Origin of the sequence: Companilactobacillus suantsaicola (assembly GCF_004745525.1) — a bacterium.
Taxonomy (GTDB): Bacteria; Bacillota; Bacilli; order Lactobacillales; family Lactobacillaceae; genus Companilactobacillus; species Companilactobacillus suantsaicola.
The window spans coordinates 18,737-43,322 of the sequence record NZ_RKLY01000002.1 but is presented as its reverse complement, the minus strand read 5'-3'; the positions used below and the strand labels follow the sequence as shown (position 1 = coordinate 43,322).

General features: G+C 38.1%; 22 protein-coding genes, 1 tRNA gene and 1 pseudogene. 16 read left to right on the top strand and 8 right to left on the bottom strand.

Annotated features, from left to right (window positions below):
• Window positions 1–28 precede the first annotated feature (28 nt).
• Genes rapZ through whiA form a run of 3 tightly spaced genes read left to right on the top strand, consistent with a single transcriptional unit; the run spans window position 29 to window position 2,899 of the window.
• On the top strand, window positions 29–943 hold the full coding sequence (gene rapZ / locus EGT49_RS00990; protein ID WP_135371095.1) for an RNase adapter RapZ: 915 nt from the start codon (window positions 29–31) through the stop codon (window positions 941–943).
• Window positions 930–1,964, top strand: coding sequence for a gluconeogenesis factor YvcK family protein (locus tag EGT49_RS00985; protein WP_135371094.1), 1,035 nt, complete (start codon window positions 930–932; stop codon window positions 1,962–1,964). The genes rapZ and EGT49_RS00985 overlap by 14 nt, the downstream gene beginning before the upstream one ends.
• Window positions 1,964–2,899: a DNA-binding protein WhiA gene (gene whiA, locus EGT49_RS00980; RefSeq protein WP_135371093.1), complete on the top strand. Its 936-nt coding sequence runs from the start codon at window positions 1,964–1,966 to the stop codon at window positions 2,897–2,899. The genes EGT49_RS00985 and whiA overlap by 1 nt, the downstream gene beginning before the upstream one ends.
• Before the next feature lie 734 nt (window positions 2,900–3,633).
• Here the strand turns inward: whiA and EGT49_RS00975 are convergent.
• A complete protein-coding gene (locus EGT49_RS00975; RefSeq protein ID WP_135371092.1) occupies window positions 3,634–3,834 on the bottom strand; it encodes a hypothetical protein in 201 nt (66 codons plus the stop codon).
• Window positions 3,835–3,994: 160 nt separating this feature from the next.
• Window positions 3,995–5,740 (bottom strand): hypothetical protein, encoded by a 1,746-nt coding sequence (locus tag EGT49_RS00970; protein WP_135371091.1) that lies wholly within the window; start codon window positions 5,738–5,740, stop codon window positions 3,995–3,997.
• Between the two features lie 131 nt (window positions 5,741–5,871).
• Here EGT49_RS00970 and EGT49_RS00965 point away from each other — a divergent pair.
• A pseudogene (locus EGT49_RS00965) lies at window positions 5,872–6,497 on the top strand (SAP domain-containing protein).
• A gap of 125 nt (window positions 6,498–6,622) precedes the next feature.
• Here EGT49_RS00965 and EGT49_RS00960 read toward each other — a convergent pair.
• From EGT49_RS00960 to EGT49_RS00940, 5 genes are all read right to left on the bottom strand, one after another.
• Complete coding sequence (locus tag EGT49_RS00960) at window positions 6,623–8,011, bottom strand: DHA2 family efflux MFS transporter permease subunit (RefSeq protein ID WP_135371090.1); 1,389 nt, start codon at window positions 8,009–8,011, stop codon at window positions 6,623–6,625.
• A gap of 121 nt (window positions 8,012–8,132) precedes the next feature.
• A complete protein-coding gene (locus EGT49_RS00955) occupies window positions 8,133–8,789 on the bottom strand; it encodes a DNA-3-methyladenine glycosylase family protein (RefSeq protein ID WP_246013770.1) in 657 nt (218 codons plus the stop codon).
• Between the two features lie 86 nt (window positions 8,790–8,875).
• Window positions 8,876–9,466: an ATP-dependent Clp protease proteolytic subunit gene (locus tag EGT49_RS00950; RefSeq protein WP_135371088.1), complete on the bottom strand. Its 591-nt coding sequence runs from the start codon at window positions 9,464–9,466 to the stop codon at window positions 8,876–8,878.
• A gap of 101 nt (window positions 9,467–9,567) precedes the next feature.
• Complete coding sequence (locus tag EGT49_RS00945) at window positions 9,568–10,692, bottom strand: acyltransferase family protein (RefSeq protein ID WP_135371087.1); 1,125 nt, start codon at window positions 10,690–10,692, stop codon at window positions 9,568–9,570.
• An 84-nt stretch (window positions 10,693–10,776) separates the two neighbouring features.
• Window positions 10,777–11,652: a LysR family transcriptional regulator gene (locus EGT49_RS00940; RefSeq protein ID WP_135371086.1), complete on the bottom strand. Its 876-nt coding sequence runs from the start codon at window positions 11,650–11,652 to the stop codon at window positions 10,777–10,779.
• Window positions 11,653–11,772: 120 nt separating this feature from the next.
• Here EGT49_RS00940 and EGT49_RS00935 point away from each other — a divergent pair, with 120 nt between their 5' ends.
• Genes EGT49_RS00935 through EGT49_RS00905 form a run of 7 tightly spaced genes read left to right on the top strand, consistent with a single transcriptional unit; the run spans window position 11,773 to window position 18,509 of the window.
• Window positions 11,773–12,681 (top strand): ACP S-malonyltransferase, encoded by a 909-nt coding sequence (locus tag EGT49_RS00935; protein ID WP_281275439.1) that lies wholly within the window; start codon window positions 11,773–11,775, stop codon window positions 12,679–12,681.
• Window positions 12,682–12,684: 3 nt separating this feature from the next.
• Window positions 12,685–14,325, top strand: a complete 1,641-nt coding sequence (gene mdcA / locus EGT49_RS00930; protein WP_135371084.1) for a malonate decarboxylase subunit alpha — start codon at window positions 12,685–12,687, stop codon at window positions 14,323–14,325.
• A 1-nt stretch (window position 14,326) separates the two neighbouring features.
• Window positions 14,327–15,118: a triphosphoribosyl-dephospho-CoA synthase gene (locus tag EGT49_RS00925; protein ID WP_135371083.1), complete on the top strand. Its 792-nt coding sequence runs from the start codon at window positions 14,327–14,329 to the stop codon at window positions 15,116–15,118.
• A gap of 14 nt (window positions 15,119–15,132) precedes the next feature.
• On the top strand, window positions 15,133–15,429 hold the full coding sequence (locus tag EGT49_RS00920) for a malonate decarboxylase subunit delta (RefSeq protein WP_135371082.1): 297 nt from the start codon (window positions 15,133–15,135) through the stop codon (window positions 15,427–15,429).
• Complete coding sequence (mdcD, locus tag EGT49_RS00915) at window positions 15,419–17,077, top strand: biotin-independent malonate decarboxylase subunit beta (RefSeq protein ID WP_135371193.1); 1,659 nt, start codon at window positions 15,419–15,421, stop codon at window positions 17,075–17,077. The genes EGT49_RS00920 and mdcD overlap by 11 nt, the downstream gene beginning before the upstream one ends.
• A complete protein-coding gene (locus EGT49_RS00910; protein WP_135371081.1) occupies window positions 17,071–17,679 on the top strand; it encodes a malonate decarboxylase holo-ACP synthase in 609 nt (202 codons plus the stop codon). The genes mdcD and EGT49_RS00910 overlap by 7 nt, the downstream gene beginning before the upstream one ends.
• 41 nt (window positions 17,680–17,720) lie before the next feature.
• Window positions 17,721–18,509, top strand: a complete 789-nt coding sequence (locus EGT49_RS00905) for an alpha/beta fold hydrolase (RefSeq protein ID WP_135371080.1) — start codon at window positions 17,721–17,723, stop codon at window positions 18,507–18,509.
• A 133-nt stretch (window positions 18,510–18,642) separates the two neighbouring features.
• On the opposite strand, the gene EGT49_RS00900 is transcribed toward EGT49_RS00905, so the two are convergent.
• A tRNA-Arg gene (locus tag EGT49_RS00900) sits at window positions 18,643–18,714 on the bottom strand.
• Between the two features lie 224 nt (window positions 18,715–18,938).
• Between EGT49_RS00900 and EGT49_RS00895 the strand changes: the two genes are divergently transcribed.
• The 5 genes from EGT49_RS00895 (at window position 18,939) to eno (ending at window position 24,536) form a co-directional block, all read left to right on the top strand.
• On the top strand, window positions 18,939–19,985 hold the full coding sequence (locus tag EGT49_RS00895; protein ID WP_135371079.1) for a sugar-binding transcriptional regulator: 1,047 nt from the start codon (window positions 18,939–18,941) through the stop codon (window positions 19,983–19,985).
• A 34-nt stretch (window positions 19,986–20,019) separates the two neighbouring features.
• Window positions 20,020–21,048, top strand: a complete 1,029-nt coding sequence (gene gap / locus EGT49_RS00890; RefSeq protein ID WP_135371078.1) for a type I glyceraldehyde-3-phosphate dehydrogenase — start codon at window positions 20,020–20,022, stop codon at window positions 21,046–21,048.
• Window positions 21,049–21,156: 108 nt separating this feature from the next.
• Complete coding sequence (locus tag EGT49_RS00885) at window positions 21,157–22,371, top strand: phosphoglycerate kinase (RefSeq protein WP_135371077.1); 1,215 nt, start codon at window positions 21,157–21,159, stop codon at window positions 22,369–22,371.
• Between the two features lie 26 nt (window positions 22,372–22,397).
• Window positions 22,398–23,150 (top strand): triose-phosphate isomerase, encoded by a 753-nt coding sequence (gene tpiA, locus EGT49_RS00880; RefSeq protein WP_135371076.1) that lies wholly within the window; start codon window positions 22,398–22,400, stop codon window positions 23,148–23,150.
• An 84-nt stretch (window positions 23,151–23,234) separates the two neighbouring features.
• Window positions 23,235–24,536 (top strand): phosphopyruvate hydratase, encoded by a 1,302-nt coding sequence (gene eno, locus EGT49_RS00875; RefSeq protein ID WP_135371075.1) that lies wholly within the window; start codon window positions 23,235–23,237, stop codon window positions 24,534–24,536.
• Window positions 24,537–24,586: the final 50 nt, after the last annotated feature.

Sequence of the window (24,586 nt, the reverse complement as noted above, 5' to 3'; positions counted from 1 at the left end):
TATGCTTATATGGAATGTGAGGTGCAAAATGACAAAAGATACACTTAAATTAGTTATAGTAACCGGTATGAGTGGTGCGGGTAAAACTGTTGCCATGCAATCTTTTGAAGATCTAGGTTATTTTTGTATTGATAACATGCCACCTAACTTGTTACCTAAGTTCTGGGAATTAGTTCATGAATCTGGAACAATCAAGAAAGTAGCTTTGGTTGTCGACATTAGATCACGTGCGTTCTATGATGAGATCTTTTCAATGTTGTCTCAAGTTGATGAAGATGAACAAGAGAAGCATCAAAAAGTCGATATGAAGATTCTCTTCTTGAATGCATCTGACGAAGAATTAGTATCTCGTTATAAAGAAACTCGTCGCAGTCATCCTTTGGCAATGGAAGGACGTTTACTTGACGGGATTGAAAAAGAAAGAGAATTGCTTTCCGAAATTAAGGGTCGGGCTTCAGTTGAAATTGATACGACTGACTTGACTCCTAGACAATTGCGTGAAGAAATCTTTAATCATTTCCAAGAATCAACGGGAATGCCAACATTCCATATTGAAGTAATGTCATTTGGTTTCAAATATGGTTTGCCAATTGATGCTGATATTGTAATGGATGTCAGATTTTTGAAGAATCCGTTTTATATTAAAGAATTAAAGACCCAAACAGGGATGGATAAACCTGTTTACGATTATGTGATGGATGATCCAGAAACAAAGAATTTCTATGATAAATTTTATGGATTATTAAAGGATATCGTCCCGGGTTATGAAAAAGAAGGTAAAACTAGTTTAACGATAGCAATCGGTTGTACTGGTGGGCAACACCGCTCAGTCGCAATTGCTCAACGTTTAGGTACTGACTTAAAGAAGAAGTACTACGTTGATATAACTCATCGTGACATGGAAAAATCTCAAAAGAAGGTAATCGAAGATGGCCGCAAATAGGATAGTTCGTGTTGTTAAAGGGCGTCGTCCCAAAGTTGTAGTTATAGGTGGGGGTACTGGTTTACCAGTTGTATTAAATAGTTTGAGAAATATGGATGCTAATATTACTGCAATCGTGACAGTAGCTGATGATGGGGGATCGTCAGGTATTATTCGTGATTACATTAACGTTGTCCCTCCTGGGGATATTCGAAATGTTTTGGCATCACTATCTGATTTACCCAAAGTTGATATGGACGTTTTCCAATATCGTTTCAAGAGTAATGATGATTTCTTTTCAGGGCATGCGATCGGTAATTTGATTATCGCCGCATTGACAGAAATGTCACCTAACATCTTTGACGCTGTTCAAGAATTATCCAAGATGATGAAAGTTGACGGTCACGTTTTTCCTGCCAGCAATACGAAATTAACTTTGCATGCGGAATTTACTGATGGCACAAAACTTGCTGGTGAGCATGAAATTACTCACTCAGGTAAACATGTCAAACGAGTCTGGGTAACTGATTCAGATAATCCTGAAAAAGAGCCTAAGTCAGTTATTTCAGTCATTGCGTCAATCATGCAAGCTGATGTAGTTGTTCTAGGTCCTGGTAGTTTATTTACTAGTATTTTGCCAAACTTGATGATCAAGGATATTGGTGAAGCTGTTAAACAAACTTCTGCGGAAGTGGTTTATATTTGTAATATTATGACCCAAATTGGTGAAACTGAAGGCTTCACTGATGCCGATCACGTACGAGTATTGAATCGTCATTTAGGTGGCAATTTTATTGATACTGTTTTGGTCAATACGAGAGCTATTCCTGATGGTTACATGGATCATAAAAAATATGATGAGTACGTAAATCAAGTCGAGACTGATTTTGCTGGTCTTCGTAAGATGGGATGCAAGGTCATTCAAGATGACTTCTTGTCGCTCCACGACAAAGGTGCATTCCATGATGGTAAAAAGGTTGCACGCGAAATTATTAATTTGTCGCTGCAATCTGGTAATAGAAAAAATGAGGTGAGACGTTAGTGGTTTCATATGCAAGTGAGGTCAAACAAGAGCTCACAAAATTAGTCGTCCATCCCGAACACGCTCGAGTAGAATTGTCAGCGTTATTAAGAATGAATGGCTCATTAAGTTTACAAAATCATCATTTCGTCTTAACTGCACAGACTGAGAACGCTGCTATTGCAAGAAGAATTTTTTCTTTGATTAAGCAAAAGTATGGAATTGAATCAGAACTACTTGTGCGAAAAAAGATGAAATTGAAGAAAAATAATCAATATCTAGTTCGTTTGAAGTATGACACGAATCGGGTACTGACAGATTTAGATATTTTAGATGAATCCGGTTTGTCGATCAACACCGATGTACCTGAAGAAGTTCTAAACGAAGATCAACGGATGCGTTCATATCTTCGTGGGGCCTTTTTAGCTACTGGTAGTGTCAATAATCCCGAGACCTCTAGATATCATTTAGAGATTTATTCACTCTATGAAGATCACAATGAAGGAATCGCTCAAATGATGAACTATTTCCATTTGAACGCTCGGACGACGAAGCGCCGTAATGGATACATCGTTTATTTGAAGGAAGCGGAAAAAATTGCTGATTTCTTACAATTGATTGGAGCGACGAATTCAATGTTGAAGTTTGAGGACATTCGGATTGTGCGTGACATGAGAAATTCAGTTAACCGCTTAGTCAATTGTGAAAATGCTAATATTAACAAGACGGTAGCTGCCGCTGAACGCCAAATCGAAAATATTAAGCATTTGCAGGCAACGGTAGGCTTAGATTCCTTACCAGATAAATTACGAGAAATTGCGGTATTGCGTTTGGAAAATCCCGAGGTTTCTTTAAAGGAATTAGGCGAGATGGTACCAAGCGGCCCAATTTCCAAGTCAGGAATCAATCACCGTTTACGGAAATTAAACGAGTTAGCTGAGACAGCAAAAGTTTAATTTGGTTGTGGTGGGTAACTGCCGTCTTCCGCAACAGCTCTGGGAAACGCTGGAACGCTGTCGGCACGACTTGAAACTACCGCAAAGTGCGCGGCATTTCCAAGCTCGGCCTTCTAGTAAGCGATAAATCGCTAACTAGAATTTGACGGCTGAGCATTTCCCAGAGCTGTTGCTCCAGACTAGAATGCAGATCTAGGGGTTATTTCAATGAATTCTGAATGGGATATAAGTTCTATTCGTGATTAATGATCAGTTGTTTTATAGTCTGGATACGCTATTGTGTTTCTATAGTTTAATTGAAGTAATTTAATAAAAAGATAATTGAGGATCTTACTAGAATTGCAGTAAATTGCTGTAAAAAGTAAGATTCTCTTTTTTTCATTATTATCTCTATTTTAATAAGGGAGGCGCAATTATAGTTATCAAAATACCAAATTCCAAACTAGAATAGAATTTCTATTTTTAAACAAATGGAAAGCAAATAACAAATAAGTGTGAAATTCAGTCCGGAATAGCAAAGCCGATTTGGCTCAGATGTGAAATTATTCTTAGCGCTTTAGCGCTTAGAATAAGGCCAAGCTTTGAGATTTTGCGTAATTTGCAAAAGCTCAAAGTTGTGCCCACATCGTTCCAGCTAAAATCGGCTTTGCTATGGAGGACGGCATACTACGCCAACAAAAAGAAGCTATACTAATGAAATTCATTAGTACAGCTTCTTTTTTATTAGTTTATTTTTATCTTTTCAAGAAGGCAAGCACGTTCTTCTTGTCTGGTTTCATTCTTCCTGCTAAGAAGGCGATTATGATTGCGACAATAGAAAATGTAAATTCCCATACTGACCATTTAAAGATTAATGTTAAAATCAACATAATAAAAGCGGCAATCAACATGAATCCATCTCTAGGACCTAATTTCAAATATGAATAGAACATCAGACGACACTTCCTTTTCGTTTAATATGAATAAACTAGGACATTATCGTGTATGTAGAATTTTTAGGTAGCCTTTTGCTTATAGCTCTTTGGTAACTGTGTGTCTATTCTGGTAGGAAAAAGTCTAGGAATAATTCACGCATCCATTTAAATCCTAATAATATTATAACACTGCTTTTATTTTTGAAAAAGCGTTTCCAATGAAGCGCGGATACAATCTAATCAAGTATCCAAGTAACAATAGATACAGAAGCGATGAGAAAATCAACAACACTGGATAAACTTTTGGTGTTAGCCACTTAATCTTGACGTCCATTTTTTGAAGGTTTTTCGGAATGTTGATGGTTATTAAACCATGATCACTCAAATGCCAAGCAATTGGTTGGCCGTTCAAAGTTATGCGGTATTGTAATGATTTATAGCCATAACTTGGTAAAGTAATATTACCTTTGGGGATGTTTTGACCGCTCCAGGTGACACTTTTAATAGTGCTCTTAGGTGTCAAAATGAAATCCTTTTGCGGAGTCTGTCCCAGGTGATTGGCTAGTGGATAAATAATTGAGCCATCGAGAAACATTCCATCGCTATCTTTTTGCAGTGGGGTTGTGTCAGGCGTGTAATCAGGTAGCAACGAGCGCATAATCTTATCACTGTTGATACCAGTCGAAGTTAGTTTAACAGTTTTATTCTGGGGAATTTGTTTTTGGGTGAATTGCGTTACCACTACCGCATTGTCAGCCTTGAAATGTTGATTGTGATTGGCAGTGTAAATTGCCATCGGGTAGCTGACTAGGGTTAAGAACATTAGAATGATTGTCGCCAGTCTTTTCTCATAAGCTAGTAAGATTAACAAAATCGGGATGACACCAAGGAAAATTCCAAAACGCCAATTGGCATATTGAAAGTTGTTAATGATTGGAAGTGAGTTGAATAATTTCCAAGGGAAAATATTTGATGACAAGATGACTAAAATAAGTTCCACGACTAACCAAGGTAGAAGTCGTTTCAGATTGGATTTGCGCAGACCGGCCAGAGCAATTACCAAGAAGACGATTGTTGCCCCAGAAATCGTCGCTTTAGCATCCCAGTCCGGTTTTTTAACCAGTTCCCACAATGAGAGACTGATGATATTTCCCTTGCCAAAAGGCGATAATAGCCCAGATTTGGAAATAGCCATCACGCGTTCAATAATCGGTAGTGATAAGAGAATGGTCAAAAAAGCAGCTGCCAAAAGATTGATCCAGGACCAAAAGTTTTTACGCAATATAGTTTCAATAATTAGACAAATACCCGCGACAATCGTAATTGTAACGGCACTCAAAAGATGTGAATTAACGACAATTGTCATCAAAAGAGCAGTCTTTAAGACTAATTTCAAATCCCAATTTTTACTCTGAATAATATCTTTTAAAGTGAATAAAATTGGGAAAATGAACATCATGATAATGGCAGTTCCTGACTGCATTTCACCAGTTAAATCTTTTAAAACTGAGCCAGATAATGCAAAAATACTGGCTGCTAAAACAGCATTTTGACTGGAGAAACGTTTGTTGAGCGACAAAAAGGTCACAACAAAACTTCCTGCAGCAATCAAAGCTCGAATCGCAATTATTTGATGGATCGGAGTTAAAAAGTTAGTTATCCAAACAAAAGGCCATAAGGTATAATCGGGATACATTCCGTTGATTGCTTGACCAGTAAAGAAGAACGTATTGAAATTAAGCCAGCTAGGTAATGTGTGATTTAAAAAGGCTAGACGAATTTCATAGATTCTTTGGGAATGGAAAATTGTATCATATGAAGCGACCATATAATTAAAATGAAATTGCCAGAGGGTCCAAATTAACAGAAAAATAAAAAAAATAGCGGCAATTAGAATAGTTTTACGAGCAGGTTTTTCTTTAAACAAAATGTACTCCTAAATAGTTATTTCAAAATATAATTGTAACTCATTTGATGCATAAAAGGAGCCAGGTAATCGATTTGGACTAGATGTAATAAAATTTTAGTGTGGGATTATTTAAAATATTGGAGGAAATGATGTCTAGTAGGCCACAGTTTGATTCGAAATTGAGTAGTAATGTATTTATTAGTTTTTATTGGTACAAAGAATTTGTAGAGAATACAAATTACCGACATATGGAACAAAGGCTGAATTAACAAACTATATTGTACAGTTTTTAGATGGAGTCCCGTCATCAAATATTAAACCTGCAAGAAAGATAAGAAGAAGTACCAATGAGAAACTACAAGCAAAAGATATTACCTTGGAGACTAAGTTATTGAATTCAGGATTTTCTTTAAATAAAGAGGCTAGAAAATTTTTTGAAGACTATTATGACGTGCCGAAGTTCTCATTTCGTAAATCAATGGGTATTAAAATGAGAGAAGTTGAGAAGAATGAAGATACAAAGGCCACGGTGGCTGATTTAATTCACGTGATAGAAAATAAAGTAGATTTAACCCAAAATAAAGAAGAACAGACTTATCAATGGAATAAATTTGTACGTGATTTCAGAAACGATAAATTCTCAAAGAAATATAATAATCCTATGAAAGTTGCTTCAATTCTCTGGAGAGCAGTAAGAGATTCTGATCAAGAAAAAGTATATAATCATGATTTAATAATTAGAAATAGTAAATTAATTAAAAATTATTTGAAATAAGAAGTGTTATGTATATATGTATGTTGTCCTCAAAACAAATAACCTTGTGGTTAATTGAAATTCAATTACCACAAGGTTATTGTTCTTTAATGTTTAAGAGCTGACTAAAAGCCATATCTCTTGTTTTAATTTTTCTTTTTATTCTTAATTAATAATGCAAAGACAAAACCGATAACAGCCATGAAGAAGAAGAATCCAAACACATTTTGGAAACCAATCAAACCATTATTGGCTGGTAAATTGTGCTTTTGATTAGTTGTAACTAGAATCAATGTGGCCAAGCTTACTCCTAATGAACCGAGTAATTGTCTGACAGTCGTGATAATGGCTGTTCCATGAGGAATTAAATCTTCAGATAGAGAATTACCACCTAAAGTCGTTGCGGGCATCATAACGAAGGCATTACCACCTTCAATTAAAATGGCGATTAGAATCATTGGGAACATTGCTAGTTTGGTGTGTAAAGCAAATAATAAGAACCAACCGACAACGATCATCGACATACCAGAAATCAAAGTAGCTTTGAAGCCAATTTTATCTGCTAAAGTACCAGTTAATGGATTCAAAATACTCAACACGATTGCTGGTGGGACTAAGGCTAAACCGGAAGCTAGAACAGAAACGTGGAGAATGTTTTGATAATAAAGTGGATAAATGATGGTAACGACAATTAATGAGATGTAAGAAAAACCAGTTAGGAGAACCGCTAGATCAAAGTTGAAATTCTTCATAACTTTTAAATCGAGTAGGGGCTTTTCTTTAGTTAATTGACGGTGAATGAAAAGTACGGTCAAAATTAAACTGATCACTAATAAAATTATTAAATTAGTGGATAAGCTGTGCGTACTGCCGGCTTGGTTAACAACGTATAACAAACCAATCAAACCGAATAGATATATTGTAGAAATAAGATCTAAATTAGCTTTGTGACGTGGCATGACGTCCTTAATATTAAAGAGAGCACTGATAAAAATGACGACCATAATTATCAAGAAGATAACGAAAAGTCCTTGCCATTTAAGAAAATTCAAAACAATACCTGAAATAATTGGACCGGATGCCAAGGCTGATCCCATGACCAATCCGGCATATCCCATGGTAGTACCACGTTTTGCTTGTGGTGTGATAGTCATTAAAACTGATTGAAACGATGGAAACAAAACGCCGACACCAATTGCTTCTAAACCACGACCAAGCATGGCCATTGGAAAATTAGGTGCCAAGATGATGATCAAGGTCCCAAGAGCAAAAATTGAGACGACACTCAAAAAGATTTTTTTAAAGGAAAAATTATTCAGCAACCAAGGACTGATCGGCATCATGATACACATGATCAACATAAAACCAGTAGTTAACCATTGAATCGTCGGTGCCGTTACACCAAAGAATTTCATCAAAGTTGGATAAGCCGTGGAAAGTGAAGATTGACTTATCGACATAGTGAAGGTTCCAGAGAGTAAGGTGATGATGAACAATTTTCGAGCTAGGCTATTTTTGATTTCACCCTTATTCATATATTACCCCTTCTTTTGTTTAATCTAATAACGATTTAAGGATAAACTAAAATAAAAAAACTGTCCAATGCAACGCCTGACATGTAGCGCTTTCAAATGTTTTTTATAAAGAAACAGGGGATTATTTAAATAGATGAAAAGGCGTTTTGGTCAATCCCAGATCTTGAGCTTTGTATAAGAATCTAGCTGCGATTGAAGTGTAAGGATGCCATTTTTGACATTTTTTCTGAATTGATTTAACTGAACTATCTTTTGGTTTATAAACCCAACGAAAGCTTTCTAAAAAAGCACCATCTTCGAAAGGAAGAACATCACGGCGGTCAAGTGCAAAAATTAGATACATTTTGGCTGACCAATTACCGATTCCTTTTATTTGTGTCAATTTTTGAATGACTTGCTTGTTTGACAAAGTATTTAAAGTTTTAAGTTCTAGTTTTTTACAAGTTAAGGCAACAGTCAAATTTTTTATATAAGTTACTTTGGGTTTAGAAATTCCCAGTTGATGAATTTGTTCATTAGTTAATTGTGCAATACTTTGTGGCGTGATTTCTCCTTGGCAAGTTTCTGTTAATCGTTTGTCCAAAATAAGAGCGACTTTTTTTGATAACATTTGTTCGATAATTTCGTGAATTAAAAAATGATAAGAATCAGAAATTAATTGATATTGAAGGGGACCAATCATGTCAATTACTTTAGCAAGATGTTTATCTTTTTTGGTTAGATAAATGATCTCCGGTGAATTCTTATCAAAATAACAATTTTTAACCAATTTAATCACTTCCAACTCAAACTCATTATAAGGCGAAAAAAATAAAGACAGAAAAAAAGCTAGAACAAATTGTCCTAGCTTCCTAATTGTAAATATTATTTACTTTCTTTTTGATTTGTCATGATTTCATCAATCAAACCATAATCTTTAGCTTCTTGGGCTGTCATGTAGTTGTCACGATCAGTATCCTTTTGAAGTTTTTCGAAGGTTTGACCTGAATTATCAGCCAAAATGTGGTTCAATCTCTTTCTTGTCTTCAAGATCTCTTGAGCAGCAATTTCAATTTCAGTTTGTTGACCTTGAGCGCCACCTAATGGTTGGTGAATGAGGACAGTTGAGTTTGGAAGAGCAAATCTCTTACCCTTTGTACCAGATGACAAGAGGATACTTGCCATTGAAGCAGCCATACCAGTTGCGATTGTTTGTACATCAGACTTGATGAAGTTCATTGTATCCATGATGGCTAAACCATCTGTAACAGAACCACCAGGTGAGTTGATGTACATTGAAATGTCCTTATCTGAATCTTGGGCATCAAGGAATAACAATTCAGCGATAACGGTATTAGCCATTTGGCTGTTAACTTCTCCTGAAACCATGATGATTCTATCTTTTAATAGTCGTGAGTAAATATCATAGGCACGTTCTCCACGTGAACTTTGTTCGATAACTGTAGGAACTAACATAAAATGCCTCCTGTTTTTAATTAGCACTCTTAATAGCACAGTGCTAATTTAGCATAATATGACTATAGGGTCAACAAACAAAGCTTGAGAAATAAAAATAATTATTTCGTTTCCGTCAAAACGGCTGATCTGCTCAAAGAATGTTTAACCTTGAACCAAAGAATGTGGAAGACGTAAGCTGAGGTAAATGATAGTACCCAGGTTAGTAAATAACAAGCAATGATTGCCAAGACCGGGTTAATTTCAGCCAAGTTGCTACCAAAAATTCTCCAGATAATTTGCAACCAGAAGACATTTGATAAGTAAGCACGATAAGCGTAAGTGGCTAAGAAGTGGAAAACTGGTAAGGCGCTGGATTTTTTATTGATATGACGAATGGAAATTGCTGCAACTAGTCCAATAACGAGTAGCGCATAAAGAGTCATCGATGGTTTGTAGTAAGGTGCATTACCGAGATTGACTGGATAACCAAAATTAAATAATTCCTTGTTCGTCCAATAAAATGTTACTAAGAATAAAATCACTAAAATAGGAAAAGTTTTTTTGATGAACTTCTCAAATTTATTTCTAAACATCCAAGCAATTACGCCAAAGATTCCATAAATAACGAAGCTGATAAAGAAGCGGTCTAAGAGATACCAACTAGTTTCGTGGGGACCGTGGAAAACTTCTACATCGTAAAAATAAATCCAGGCACTATATAAAATAATGGTCAGCGCCAAAGCCCAAATTCCTCGGTTAACATTATTTTTAACAAAATGGGCTAGAGCCCAAAATAATGGCATCAAGATGATAAACTGCAACATCATCGTGTTATACCACAGGTGCGGAGCGGCGTTTCCGTTGATAAAGTGCCAAGCAAATGAAGGTAGGTCGTTGAATTTGTTAACTTGTTGAACGTTTGGAAATATCAACAAGTAAGTTAGGGTCCACCAAATTGTGGGTACAAAAAGGGCAGACCATTGTTTCTTAATGTATCCACCATAATCACTCCACGAATTTTGGTTAGTAGTCCGAGTCGTGGTGTATAAAATACCAAAGATAAAGGCTGGGGCTGTGAATTTGACCAGATTATAAATAATTCCGATCAAATTTTGGTAACTAAAACTTGGATCGGTCGATAAAACTAAACTAAGAACAGTCTGCATCATAACGGCAGTACAAGCAAAGACCTTCATATAATCACCTATGTCGGCCTTGGGTGTAGTGTCTACTTTTGTTTTCATTTGAAAATCTCCCCTTGTAAAATTGTGAGATCAACAAAAGGAAATCGTTAGATTCAATATATTCTCATTCAAAAATAATTGCAACTAAATTTTTAACTCTGATCGTTGGTAAGCTAAAAAGATCAAAATGAGTTCGTTGCTGATTTCACGCTGGATATTAGTTAAATCTTTATGCGGTGAACAAAGATAAATAGTTCGCTGCAAAGGGTCAGGTGTCAGTCGGGCCAATTGAATCTTTGAGCTGACAGTTTGCCAAGTGACAGAAGGGATGAAACTTATTCCAACACCAGCCTCAATAATTCCTCTGACCGTAGCGGGGTCATCGGCTTCATAATTGTAATTTAGAGTGATGTCTCGCTTTAAGAAATATTTATCGATCGTCACTCGTAATGGATTATCCGGTGAGAGACCAATTAATTTTTGTGCGGCCAGTTCTTTTGGTTGGATGAATTGCTGGCTGTAACCGTAATTGATATTCCAACCGACAAAAATTTCCTCCTTTAAAACTGGAACGTTGGTTAAACCCTGTAGAGGTGTGCTAGTGATAATAAAATCAAATTGTTTAAAATCAGTTTCCCTAACGTTGTGTTGAGCAATATTCAACCTGACGTTGGGGAATTTTTCTTTAAAAGTAGTCACGATACTGGGGATAAAGGGGGAAGCAACTTCCATTAATAACGAAATAGGATATTGAGCTTGATCTAATCCTCCTTGAACGGCTGAAATACCGCGGTTTAATTCTTCTAAGCTGTCATTGACGTAGCTGTAAAAGAGTTTACCGGCCCGATTCAATTTTAAAGTTCGACCGGTTCGTTCAAATAGCTTGACCTTCAATTCATCTTCTAATTGTTTAATTGTTTTACTGACAGCGGGTTGTGAGACATACAAAATATTAGCAGCTTTTGTGATGCTCTCTTGGTTGGCGACAACGACGAAATATTTTAGTTGATTGAGGTTCATTTCTTCCTCCTGTGTATAACCAAATGGTTAAGTATCTTGCTTTTTATATATTATACATGTTATGAATCTCCAATTATACTGAATTTGTGAGATCAATAGAAGGATTGTTGGAGGTGATTAATTATCAGAACTTTATGGATATTTCCGGGCCAAGGTGGCCAAAAAAGTGGCATGCTAAAAAATGTTCCATCGGAAATGATTCAACGTGTAAAAGAGTTAACTGGAGTTGAGTTGCGTGATCGGGATGTTGATTATCAAGATTCAATTCAAATTCAATTAGCGATTTTGATTTTGCAACTATACAATGTTCGGCAATTGAAAAAAATTCAAGAACCCGATGTTGTAGCTGGCCATTCACTAGGGATTTTTGCCGCGGCGGTGGCTAGTGGTGTCATTAGTGAAGATGATGCGATTAAAATTGTTTATTTGCGTTCACAAAAGATGCAAGAATCTTTCCCGGTTGGATACGGAATGGGCGCAATTGTTGGTTTAACTCGCAAAGAGGTTGTTGCATTGGTTGATAAAGTCAACACTGAACTTGAGCCAATCTTTACGTCTAATCAGAATTCAGAATTGCAGACGGTTGTCTCGGGTTCGATTGCTGGTATCAAAAAGGTTTTGGATCTAGCTAAAGCAAACAGTGCTCAAAAAACTGTTTTGTTGAAAGTTCCAGTTCCTTCGCATTCACCTTTGATGCAATCAGTGGCTGATGTTTTGGAAAAAGCCCTGTCAGAAGTTGAATGTAAAGATCCACAATGTACGTATTTAGCTAACTTTAATGGACATGCGGTTAGAAAAGTAGCTGGTGTCAAATATGACATGATTAACAATCTAACGCATCCGGTTTATTGGGACACGATGATGGATGTGGCTTCTGAATTAGGAGTCGATACTTCAATCGAATTAATGCCAGGTAGTACTTTTACCAAGTTAGTTAAGAGTAAGTTTCCTGATTTTAGAACCATCACCATGAATAGTATGAATCTTGATGATATTGAATTCTTGTTAGAAAAATGGAAAAGAGGATAATCGATGGTTAACAGAAGTTGGACGAAGAATCGTGATGCTAAGGCTGCCAAAATGGATGGCATCGCATCACTTTTAGACGGTAAAATCGTTAAAACAGAAAATGCTAAAGAATTATTAGAAAGAATTATTCAACCAGGCGATAGAGTAGTTTTGGAAGGGGATAACCAGAAACAAGCTAGTTTTCTATCCGAAACTTTAGCCTCAGTTGATCCCGAAAAAGTTCATGATCTCCACATGATCATGTCTAGTGTTTCACGTCCGGAACATTTGGATATTTTTGAAACTGGGATTGCTAAGAAATTGGACTTTTCTTTTGCTGGTCCCCAAAGTACGCGAATTTCTCAAATGATTGCTGACGGGACTATGGAAGTCGGTGACATTCACACTTATCTTGAACTCTACGCTAGACTTTACGTCGATTTGATTCCAAATGTTGTCTTAGTTGCAGCCGACAAAGTTGACCGTGACGGTAATCTTTACACCGGTGCCAATACTGAAGAGACGCCAGCAATTGTTGAAGCTGCGGCTTTTAAAGACGGAATTGTTATCGTACAAGCTAATGAAATTGTTGATAAAGTTCCTCGAGTTGATATTCCTGGCGATTGGGTCGACGTTGTTGTTCCAGCCGATCAGCCTTATCAATTGGAACCATTATTTACGCGTGATCCCCAAAATGTTACTGAATTACAAATTTTAATGGGTATGATGGCCATTCGCGGTATTTACGAGAAACACAATGTACAAACCGTTAACCACGGGGTTGGTTTCAACACTGCTGCGATTGAGTTATTGTTACCAACTTATGGTGAACAACTCGGTTTGAAAGGTAAGATCGTACCTAACTGGGAAGTTAACCCAACACCTACTTTGATTCCCGCAATTGAAAGTGGCTGGGTCAAGACAATTCACAGTTTCGGTGGCGAAGTCGGTATGGAAAATTATATTGCTCATCGTCCAGATATTTTCTTCGTTGGTAAAGACGGAACGATGCGTTCAAACCGTGCTTTTGGTCAAATGGCTGGTCAATACGCTTTGGATATGTTCGTCGGTTCAACTTTGCAAATTGATAAATTCGGTAACTCATCAACTGTTACTAATGGTCGCCTGTCAGGTTTCGGTGGTGCTCCTAATATGGGTAGCAATCCCCACGGACGTCGTCATTCCACACCAGCTTGGCAAAGTTTGCGTCCCGATGACGATTCATTAGGTAAAGGTCAAAAATTAGTTGTCCAAATGGTTGAAACTTTCGGCTCAAATAAAAAGCCCGTCTTTGTCGATCACTTGGATGCTGAAGAAGTTCAAAAAGAAGCTAAGTTAGCCAATGTGCCAATCATGATCTACAGCGAAGACACAACGCACATCGTGACTGAAGAAGGAATCGCTTATCTATATAAGACCGACAGTATGGCCGAAAGACAAGCAGCAATTGAGGCGATCGCAGGTGTCACACCAGTCGGCTTGAGAAGTAACCCTAAACAATTAGCAGATTTACGTGCTAAAGGAATCGTTGCTCTACCAGAAGACTTGGGCGTTCACCGAAATGAAGCTAAGAGATCGCTTCTAGCAGCACAAAATATGGACGACTTAGTTAAGTGGTCAGACGGACTATACAATCCACCGGCAAAATTCAGAAGTTGGTCATAAGATGATTGAAACAAAATATTTATTATTAGCTAAACAAGCAGTTAGTGCTTTGAAATGGGAAGTTTCTTTTTCACCTAAGCCGGGCTTAGTCGATGCAGTTTCCAATGGTTCGCACACTGATATGGATATAGTTTTATTTTATAAATCAGCCGACGCACTGTTGAGCGGTTTTGAAGAAATGGCGCGAGTTTCTTTTCGTCATCCGCTTGATTTGAAACTACGAGAAGCAATCGGGAAAATCGGTCGAATTGCTGAAAAAGACATGTTTGCAGCTACCAATGGTGTCAACACGCACAAGGGAGCGATTTGGAGTTTAGGTTTATTGGTCAGTGTGATCAGTAGTTTACAGACTGATGACTTAGCAGAAATCTTGGCGGGAGTTAAAAAGTTATCGCGCATGCCAGATCGATTCAATGAAGTTAAGCCAACTCACGGACAAGTAACGAAACAAAAATATGCCTTGACTGGTGCTAAAGGTGAGGCTCAAAGTGGTTTGATCAACGTTGCTAAAGCATTGAGTTTTCAACCAGAAGCCGATGACTTTGATACTTGGATGCGTCGTTTATTGGTTTTGTACAGTAATGTCAATGACACGAATATTGTTTATCGCAGTGATTTAGAAACTTTACAGCAATTTCAAAAGTTGTCAGCAGAAATTGTCAGAGATCCAAGAAGCGTGATGGGAAATCCGCAATTTACTATTTTGCAAAATTTCACCAAAGAAAAAAATATTTCTCCTGGTGGAAGTGCTGACTTGTTTGCAGCTAGTTACTTTTTAAAACATTTAAATTAGGGATGGAGAAGAATATGGAAAAATTACATTTTAATTTCGACACAACTGATGCGATTAAAAAGCCTGTCCACGTTGGGGTAGTCGCATCTGGTGATCTCGAAGTTATTTTTCGACCAACAGACAAGAAGACTGAAGTTAATATCGTAACTGGTAGTGACGGTTTCAAAGAGGTTTGGAGCAATGTCTTGAAACGTTTCTTTGATAGATACCCAATCCAAGCCAACATTGAAATTAATGACTTTGGTTCAACTCCAGGAGTTGTTAATCTTCGTTTAACTCAAGCATTGGAGGCACTAAATGATGAAAAATAGTTTTGTTGAATTACATGCGCGCCAGCGCGCTCTTTCATTATTGGATGAAAACTCAGCTAGAGAACTAGTTGGCCCACTAGATGATATGATTTCTCCTCACTTGGAACCACAAAACATTGTTCCTGAAAGTGATGACGGAATTGTTTTAATGAAGGGAACGATTGAAGGCAAAAATGTCTTGATCGTTTCAATCGAAGGAAAGTTCCAAGGTGGCGGTATCGGTGAAGTCAGTGGTGCTAAAATCGTTGCTGCTTTAGAAAAAGCCTTGGAAGATAACCAGGCCAGTAAGACGATCTATCCAATCTTAGTCTTGGATACTGGTGGTGTCAGATTACAAGAAGCTAACTATGGTTTATTGTCAATTTCCGAGATTCAAAATGTCGTGATTGCTTTAAAGAAGTACGTTCCGGTTATCGGCTTGGTACCAGGTCGTGTTGGTTCATTTGGTGGGATGTCGATCACGGCTTCGATTCTTTCCTACTTGATTGCGACTAACAAGGCTCGGATTGCTTTGAACGGTCCAGAAGTTATCGAACAAGAGGCTGGTGTGAGAGAATTTGACTCCAGTGATAAGAATTTGATTTGGAACACTTTGGGCACGAAGCAAAGATTAGCTACTGGTTTAGTTGATGAAGTTGTTGACGATACGGTTGATGATGTTAAAGCTAGTTTGGTCAATGAGATCGAGACAAGAAAAGATGCTCACCGAACGGAAAATGTCGATTTCTATCTTAGTTTGTTGGACAAGCTTGATTTGTCGAAGAAATTAGATATTGAAACTTATGATGATCTATTCAAACAAGTCGAAACTGTTAAGCATGAGATTCCTGAAGCTGAAACGAGCTTTAAGGAAGGTACGAAGAGTCGTGGTCGAGTTTGGTTTGAAGCAATGACTGGTATCAAGAACGCTACTAGTTCGGTGTCAACTGTCTTACATGCTCAAAAAGATGGTAAGGAATACGTGGCTATTGTTCCTGATGCTGAAAATGATTTCCCTAGAGTTCGTGATGGGGAAGTTGGTTTGCAAGAAGGTTTTGCGGTTGCTAGTGTAATCAATAAAGTTGTCGCAGAGGATAAAGAAAAAGATGTTAAACGACCAATTATTTTGATTGTCGACGTACCTAGTCAAGCTTACGGTTATCAAGAAGAATTGATCGGTATTCACGTGGCGCTTGGTTCTAGTGCTGCTGCTTATGCCAAAGCTAGACAAGCGGGACATCCAGTAATTGACTTTATCCCTGGGGATGCTGTTTCAGGTGGTTTCTTAGCTCATGGTTTGCAATCTAATCGTATGATTGCCTTAGATGATGATTCAATCACCGTTCAAGCAATGTCAAAAGCTAGTGCCGCTCGTATCACCCAAAGAACTATCCCTGAACTTGAAGAAGCAACTAAGCATGTGCCAGCTATGGCTTATGATATTGATAATTATGAAAAACTCGGTGCTTTGTACAAGTTAGTTAAGGGCATCGGTTCTTGGGAAACAACTGATGAAAATGTAGCCACAATTAATTCAATTATTGACGAAGCAATTTCTGGATTAAACGGCGATACAACACTTCATTTCCGCTATGAAACACCAATCGCCAAAGCATCCGGTCGAAAAGCTACTCTGAAAGTCCGTCAATTAGTCGCAGAACAATGGTAGAAATTAATCCACACGACTTGTTGAAAATTAGATCCATTAAAGATTTGACTGGGAATTTACCCGACTGGGCTTTGAAGATGTTTCCTGAATCCATGACGGTGGTGGTTAGACGTAGTCCTATTGTTGATGACAAGATTCCCGTTGGCATTCGAGGAATGAAACGAGAACAACGTTTGGCATCATTTGTAAATAGGGCTGACATCGTGAGGGTAACTACTCCGTATGAATTAGTCCAAAAACAACTTTGGAAAACAGCTCGGCAAGATCTTCCAGCTATTAATGCACTACCAGCAGTGTCAGAAATTTTGAAAAATTATCGTTGGGGAATCAGTGGTTCGGTCGGTTTCGAACTGGCAACTGCCACACACACGGCAAAAATGTCGAGTGATTTGGATTTAGTTTGGCAAGCTGAAAATCCGCTTAGTCAAAATGAGGCTAAAGAATTATTAAAAAGACTGAATCAATTCGGCGTGCATGCTGATTTACAGGTAATTCAAGGTGGCAATGGGTTTTCATTGGAAGAATATAGTCAGTCAAAATCTACTATAATGATGAAAACTTTAACGGGGCCAATTTTGGTTGAGAATCCTTGGAATAAATAAAAAGATAGGCCAGTCGGTCTATCTTTTTTTAGGAGTAGATAATGGAATTTATAACTAATGATGGAATAAAACTAAATTTTCATAGCTTTGGCACCGGTCAACCAGTCGTTTTAGTAGCAGGATTTGGTGGTTATCAAGAAATTTGGCATGCACAAGTGGAATATTTGGTGGGAATGCACTGCCGAGTTATCACGTATGATCATCGCAATCACGGTCAGTCGCAACGAACTGATCAGAATTTGACGATTGAACAACTGACAACCGATTTGGCCGATTTGATTGATTACTTACAATTGCAAAAGCCGATTTTAATTGGTCATTCAATGGGTGCTAGCATTTGTTACGCCTATTTGAGTAAGTATTCAAACGCTTCGTCGGTCATGGCTGTTGATCAATCACCAAAGATGCTCAATGACCCAGATTGGAAATTTGGATTTGAAGATATTAATAGTAAGAATTTTCAACAAAAATTAACCCAACCAAACAATGTCCATGAAACACTGCACGGATTAGACAGCCAAGTATTTACAGTTTTGAACCAGGCTAAAAGTGAATTTCCGTTTGATAGGAAGAGCAATCACACTTTGTTGTTCGATCACATTCAGCAAGATTGGCGAACTAGTTTGTTCAATACGAAAATTCCGGTAACTTTAGTAGTTGCCAAGCAGAGTCCATACTTTGATTTTCATTTTGGAGAATTTTGTCAGCAAAAGAATTCATTAATCACAAGCGTGACTATGAACAATTGTGGCCATGATATTATGGCAGAAATTCCGGATGAATTTAATCAAACCTTACGCCACTTTATCTTTAGTAGTCAAAGGAATTAAAAAAGCAAGATAATCTAGTTCGGAAAAACCGAAAGATTATCTTGCTTTTGTTAGTTATAATTCTTGTGGAACGCCTAAAACCGTTTGTTTGTTGATTTATCAACACTTAAAGTTAAGACTTTGTGAAAAATTATGCGCCACGTGGGAGTCGAACCCACATCCCAGGAACCGGAATCCTGTGTGCTATCCATTACACTAGCAGCGCAAGTACAATATAATTCTATCGCACTTTGATATGAAAAGTAAATCAGTAAAAAAAATAATATAAGTTTCATTATTTGTTGCATATTACTTGAAATATTCACAAGAGAGTTTATACTAGTATTTGTGCTTAGGAGATGAATAAAATCATCACAGGCTTTTATTTTTTGAGTACATGGGTCGTAAACAGACATACAGGGACAATATTTGTCCTACGGAGTATATCAAATGACTAATAATGAAGATTTAGAATTGCTAGATTTAGTTGCCCCAGACTTCATTAAGACTCTGGAAAAGCGATTTAAAATACTTCAGAGTATCTCATTAATGGAGCCTGTTGGGCGCAGAGTGTTAGCTGATGATCTTAATATTACTGAACGTGGATTAAGAACTGAAACGGACTTGTTGAGAAAGCAAGGCTTGATTATCTCTTCGAAATCTGGAATGTCTTTGACAAAAACAGGTAGCGATGTAGTGGTCAGATTGACAGACGTCTTAGCCGATTATCAAGGTACTGCTTTGTTGGAAAAACAATTGAGTAAGCGTCTTGGAATTAGTCGGTGCATTGTGTTGCCCGGTAATGCTGATAAGCAGTATCGAGTAGTCGATTCGTTTGGTAGAAGACTTAATCAACTTTTAGGAACACTGTTGCCGACAGGACAATCAATGATTTCTGTAACGGGAGGAAGTACTTTAGCTCAAGTTGCAAGAAATCTTTCACCTGATTTGTCCAAAAACCGCCAGTTGGTTTTTCTACCAGCTCGTGGTGGAGTCGGAGAGTCGGTAACGATTCAAGCCAACAGTGTTTGTGCAGAAATGGCCTTGAGAACGCAGAGCCAGTACCGGGCAATGTATCTTCCCGAAGACATTTCTGAAAAAAGTTTTGAATCTTTGCAAAAAGAGACTTCAATTAAGTCGGTTCTTGATTTAATATATAGGAGTAATGTTGTTATTCACAGCATTGGCACCGCAAGTGTTATGGCTGAAAGAAGAAATCTTTCCCAAAAGGAACAAGAATTGATCGACAGTGGTCGAGCAGTTTCGGAGGCTTTTGGTGATTTCTTTGATAAAAGTGGTAATCTTGTATATAAGGTACCTAGGATTGGACTTCATGTCCGGGACCTTGATAAAATAGAATATGTGATTGCGATTGCTGGTGGAGAAAGCAAAGCTAACGCGATTCAATCATATATGAACAACGCACCTCATCATACAATCTTAATTACTGATGAGGCTGCCTCAAAGCTGATTTTAAGGGATAACCCTTTAAAATAATATTTTTTTGATTTCCTGAAGGAGGAATTTTTGTATGACTACAAAAGTTGGTATTAATGGATTTGGCCGTATCGGTCGTTTGGCATTCCGCCGTATCGCTGCACTTCAAGCAGCTGGCAAGACAGATTTGGAAGTTGTTGCAATTAACGATTTAACTTCACCTGCTATGCTTGCTCACCTATTGAAGTATGATACAGCTCATGGTAACTTCGAAATCGACAAGATTTCAGCTGCTGACAATGCTATCGTTGTTGACGGTAAGACAATTCCTGTATATGCTGAAATGAACGCTGCAGACCTTAAATGGGTTGCAAACGACGGTGTTGACATCGTTCTTGAATGTACTGGTTTCTACACATCAGCAGACAAGGCCCAAGCTCACTTGGATGCCGGTGCAAAACGTGTATTGATCTCAGCTCCATCAGGTGACATGCCTACAGTTGTTTATGGTGTTAACGATGACATCCTAACAAACGACGTTAAGATTGCTTCAGCTGGTTCATGTACAACAAACTGTCTTGCACCTCTAGCAAATGCCGTAAACAAAGAATTCGGTATCAAAGCTGGTACAATGACAACAATCCATGCTTACACAGCTACACAAAAACTTCAAGATGGTCCAGAACGTAAAGGTAATGTTCGTGCTGCACGTGCTGCTGCTGCAAACATCATCCCTCATTCAACTGGTGCTGCTAAGGCTCTTGGTCTAGTTGTTCCTGACTTGAAAGGTAAGCTTGATGGACATGCACAACGTGTACCTGTAATCACAGGTTCAGTTACAGAATTAGTTGCAACTCTTAACAAAGAAGTTACAGTTGACGAAGTAAACGACGCAATCAAGAAGTATACTGACAACAACCCTTCATTCGGTTACAATGATGACCAAATCGTATCATCAGACGTTATCGGTACATCATTTGGTTCAATCTTTGACCCAACACAAACACAAATTGTTGGTTCAGGTGATGGCCAAGTTGTAAAGACTGTTGCATGGTATGACAACGAATCAGGATTTACTGCACAAATGGTTCGTACACTTGAAAAGTTTGCTACATTAGACTAATTCATTAATCTAAATAGTAATCACAAAAACCTAATTTAGTGTTTTAAATTGGCGGAGGGAGGATAACTCCTTCCCCTTTTTTTTTAAGAAAATATTGGAGGATTTATAATGGCAAAACTTATTGTTTCTGACGTTGATGTAAAAGACAAAAAAGTCTTAATGCGTGTTGATTTCAACGTTCCTATCAAAGATGGTGTTGTCGGCGATACAAACCGTATCGTTGGTGCTATCCCAACAATCAAATATGTTTCAGAACATGGTGGAAAGGTTATCTTACTATCTCACTTGGGTCGTATCAAGAGTGACGAAGATAAGAAAGCTTTATCATTGAAGCCTGTTGCTGCTAAACTTCAAGAACTAAGTGGTTTGCCAGTTAAGTTCGTGCCAGTTAACGAAGGTAAAGAACTTGAAGATGCTGTTAACGAATTAAACGACGGCGACATTCTACTTATGGAAAACACACGTTTCCAAGATATCGACAACGATTTCGGTAAACGTGAAAGCAAGAACGATCCTAAACTTGGCGAATACTGGGCATCACTTGGTGACGTATTTATCAACGATGCTTTCGGTACAGCCCACAGAAGCCATGCTTCAAACGTTGGTATTTCAACAGCTATGAAAGCTGCTGGCAAGCCCGTTGCTGCTGGTTTCTTAATGGAAAAAGAAATCAAGTTCTTAGGTAACGCCGTTGACAATCCTGTACACCCATTTGTAACAATTCTTGGTGGTGCTAAGGTTTCAGATAAGATCGGTGTTATTGAAAACTTAATTCCAAAATCAGACCACATCTTAATCGGTGGTGGTATGGCTTACACATTCTTAGCTGCTCAAGGCCACAAGATTGGTAAGTCACTATTCGAAGCTGACAAAGTTGAACTAGCTAAAGACCTCCTTCAAAAAGCTGGCGACAAGATCGTGCTTCCTGTAGACCACATCGTAGCTAAAGAATTCTCAAATGATGCTGAAGCTACAACTACTGACGGTGTTGATATTCCTGATGACGAAATGGCTCTTGATATCGGACCTAAGACAGTTAAATTGTTCCAAGACACTCTAAAGGGTGCAAAGACTGTTGTATGGAATGGACCAATGGGTGCATTTGAAATGAGCAAGTTTGCTGAAGGTACTCTTGAAGTTGGACGTGCTATGGGTAACTTGACAGATGCTATTACTATCGTTGGTGGTGGTGACTCAACTGCTGCTGCTAAGAGTCTTGGTATTGCTGACAAGCTTACACACATCTCAACTGGTGGTGGTGCATCACTAGAATACCTAGAAGGTAAAGTATTACCAGGTATTGACTCAATTTCAGATAAATAATTATTTTTCACGAGGAGAATTAATTTATGCGTACACCTATTATTGCGGGTAACTGGAAGATGAACAAAAATCCTAAGGAAACCCAAGAATTTTTAGACGGTATCAAAGGTAAGTTGCCAGAATCTGGCGTAGAAACAATCATTGGTGCTCCTGCTATTGACCTAACAACACTTGTTGCTGGTGCAGAAGGTACACCACTAAAGACTGCTGCTGAAAACTCATACTTTGAAGATGCCGGTGCCTTTACTGGTGAAACATCACCTAAGGCTCTTGACGAAATGGGCGTTGATTATGTAATCATCGGTCACTCAGAAAGAAGACAATACTTCAAGGAAACTGATGAAGACATCAACAAGAAAGCACATGCTATCTTGAAGAACAATATGTTACCAATCATTTGCTGTGGTGAAACTCTTGAACAACGTGAAGCTGGCAAGGCTGAAGACTGGGTAACTGGTCAAATCGAAAACGCTGTTAAAGGTATCTCAGCTGCTGACTTAGCTAAGTCAGTTATCGCTTATGAACCAATCTGGGCTATCGGTACTGGTAAGACTGCTACTGCTGATCAAGCACAAGAAATGGTTCACGTAATCCGTGAAAAGATTGCTAGCTTGTACGATAACGACACAGCTGACAAAGTACGTATTCTTTACGGTGGTTCTGTAAAACCTGCTAACGTTAAAGAATTAATGGCTAAAGAAGATATTGATGGTGGATTAGTTGGTGGAGCATCAATGGATCCAGAATCATACATCGCCTTGGCTAACTTCAATAAATAATTTACTTCTATTAAGTTATTTATTTTAAGTCGTAAAAAGGTTAAAATTAGGTTGTATTAAAATCATAAAGGAGATTTTTAAAATATGTCTGTAATTACTGATATTTTAGGCCGTGAAGTTCTTGATTCACGTGGTAACCCAACTGTTGAAGTTGAACTATATACTGAACTAGGTGGCTTTGGCCGCGCACTTGTTCCATCAGGTGCTTCAACTGGTGAACACGAAGCTGTTGAATTACGTGATGGCGACAAATCACGTTTTGGTGGCAAGGGTGTTCTTAAAGCCGTTGCTAACGTAAACGACAAGATTGCTAAAAAGGTTATTGGTATGGACGTTACTGACCAACGTGCCATTGACCAAGCAATGATCAACTTAGATGGTACACCAAACAAGGGTAACCTTGGTGCTAACGCTATCTTAGGTGTTTCACTTGCTGCTGCTCGTGCTGCTGCTGACGAATTAGGTCTTCCATTGTACGAATACCTTGGTGGTCCTAATGCTCATGTATTGCCAACACCTATGATGAACGTTATCAATGGTGGTAAGCATGCTGACAACAACGTTGACTTCCAAGAATTCATGATCTTGCCTGTTGGTGCAAAATCAATGCGTGAAGCCGTACGTATGGGTGCAGAAACATTCCATTCACTAAAAGCTGTTCTTGAAAGCCGTGGCTTGAACACAGCTGTTGGTGATGAAGGTGGTTTCGCTCCTGACCTTGAAAACAACGAAGCTCCTTTCAAGATTTTGGTTGAAGCTATTGAAAAAGCAGGTTACAAGCCTGGTGAAGATGTTGCTATTGGTTTTGACTGTGCATCATCAGAATTCTACGACCCAGAAACAAAGAAATACAACCTTAAGGGTGAAGGCGAAAACGGTGCTAGCCTAACAACTGACGAATTCATCGATCTTCTTGATGGAATCGTTGAAAAGTACCCAGTTGTTACAATCGAAGATCCTATCGACGAGAACGAATGGGAAGACTGGCAAAAAGTTACTGCTAAACTTGGTAAGAAAGTACAACTTGTTGGTGATGACTTGTTCGTTACAAACACAGACTACTTGAAGAAGGGTATTGAAATGGGAGTTTCAAACTCAATCCTTATCAAGCTTAACCAAATCGGTACACTTACAGAAACATTCGAAGCTATCGAAATGGCTAAAGAAGCAGGCTTCACAGCCGTTGTTTCTCACCGTTCAGGTGAAACAGAAGATACAACAATTGCTGACCTTGTTGTTGCTACAAACGCAGGTCAAATCAAGACTGGTTCAATGAGCCGTACAGACCGTATTGCTAAATATAACCAATTGATGAGAATTGAAGATCAACTTGGCGACCAAGCTGAATTCAAAGGTATCAAGAGTTTCTACAACTTGAACAAATAATTACATTAAGTAATCAATAAAGACAGCCCTCGGGCTGTTTTTTTTGTACA

What these genes read in the sequence shown, in the direction of transcription:
- EGT49_RS00960 (WP_135371090.1), bottom strand. Translation starts at nt 8,011, where the DNA reads ATGAATAAGGGTGAAATCAAAAATAGCCTAGCTCGAAAATTGTTCATC.
- eno (WP_135371075.1), top strand. Translation starts at nt 23,235, where the DNA reads ATGTCTGTAATTACTGATATTTTAGGCCGTGAAGTTCTTGATTCACGT.
- EGT49_RS00925 (WP_135371083.1), top strand. Translation starts at nt 14,327, where the DNA reads ATGATTGAAACAAAATATTTATTATTAGCTAAACAAGCAGTTAGTGCT.
- mdcD (WP_135371193.1), top strand. Translation starts at nt 15,419, where the DNA reads ATGAAAAATAGTTTTGTTGAATTACATGCGCGCCAGCGCGCTCTTTCA.
- EGT49_RS00985 (WP_135371094.1), top strand. Translation starts at nt 930, where the DNA reads ATGGCCGCAAATAGGATAGTTCGTGTTGTTAAAGGGCGTCGTCCCAAA.
- EGT49_RS00895 (WP_135371079.1), top strand. Translation starts at nt 18,939, where the DNA reads ATGACTAATAATGAAGATTTAGAATTGCTAGATTTAGTTGCCCCAGAC.
- mdcA (WP_135371084.1), top strand. Translation starts at nt 12,685, where the DNA reads ATGGTTAACAGAAGTTGGACGAAGAATCGTGATGCTAAGGCTGCCAAA.
- EGT49_RS00905 (WP_135371080.1), top strand. Translation starts at nt 17,721, where the DNA reads ATGGAATTTATAACTAATGATGGAATAAAACTAAATTTTCATAGCTTT.
- gap (WP_135371078.1), top strand. Translation starts at nt 20,020, where the DNA reads ATGACTACAAAAGTTGGTATTAATGGATTTGGCCGTATCGGTCGTTTG.
- EGT49_RS00885 (WP_135371077.1), top strand. Translation starts at nt 21,157, where the DNA reads ATGGCAAAACTTATTGTTTCTGACGTTGATGTAAAAGACAAAAAAGTC.
- EGT49_RS00910 (WP_135371081.1), top strand. Translation starts at nt 17,071, where the DNA reads ATGGTAGAAATTAATCCACACGACTTGTTGAAAATTAGATCCATTAAA.
- rapZ (WP_135371095.1), top strand. Translation starts at nt 29, where the DNA reads ATGACAAAAGATACACTTAAATTAGTTATAGTAACCGGTATGAGTGGT.
- EGT49_RS00920 (WP_135371082.1), top strand. Translation starts at nt 15,133, where the DNA reads ATGGAAAAATTACATTTTAATTTCGACACAACTGATGCGATTAAAAAG.
- tpiA (WP_135371076.1), top strand. Translation starts at nt 22,398, where the DNA reads ATGCGTACACCTATTATTGCGGGTAACTGGAAGATGAACAAAAATCCT.
- EGT49_RS00945 (WP_135371087.1), bottom strand. Translation starts at nt 10,692, where the DNA reads ATGAAAACAAAAGTAGACACTACACCCAAGGCCGACATAGGTGATTAT.
- EGT49_RS00950 (WP_135371088.1), bottom strand. Translation starts at nt 9,466, where the DNA reads ATGTTAGTTCCTACAGTTATCGAACAAAGTTCACGTGGAGAACGTGCC.
- EGT49_RS00940 (WP_135371086.1), bottom strand. Translation starts at nt 11,652, where the DNA reads ATGAACCTCAATCAACTAAAATATTTCGTCGTTGTCGCCAACCAAGAG.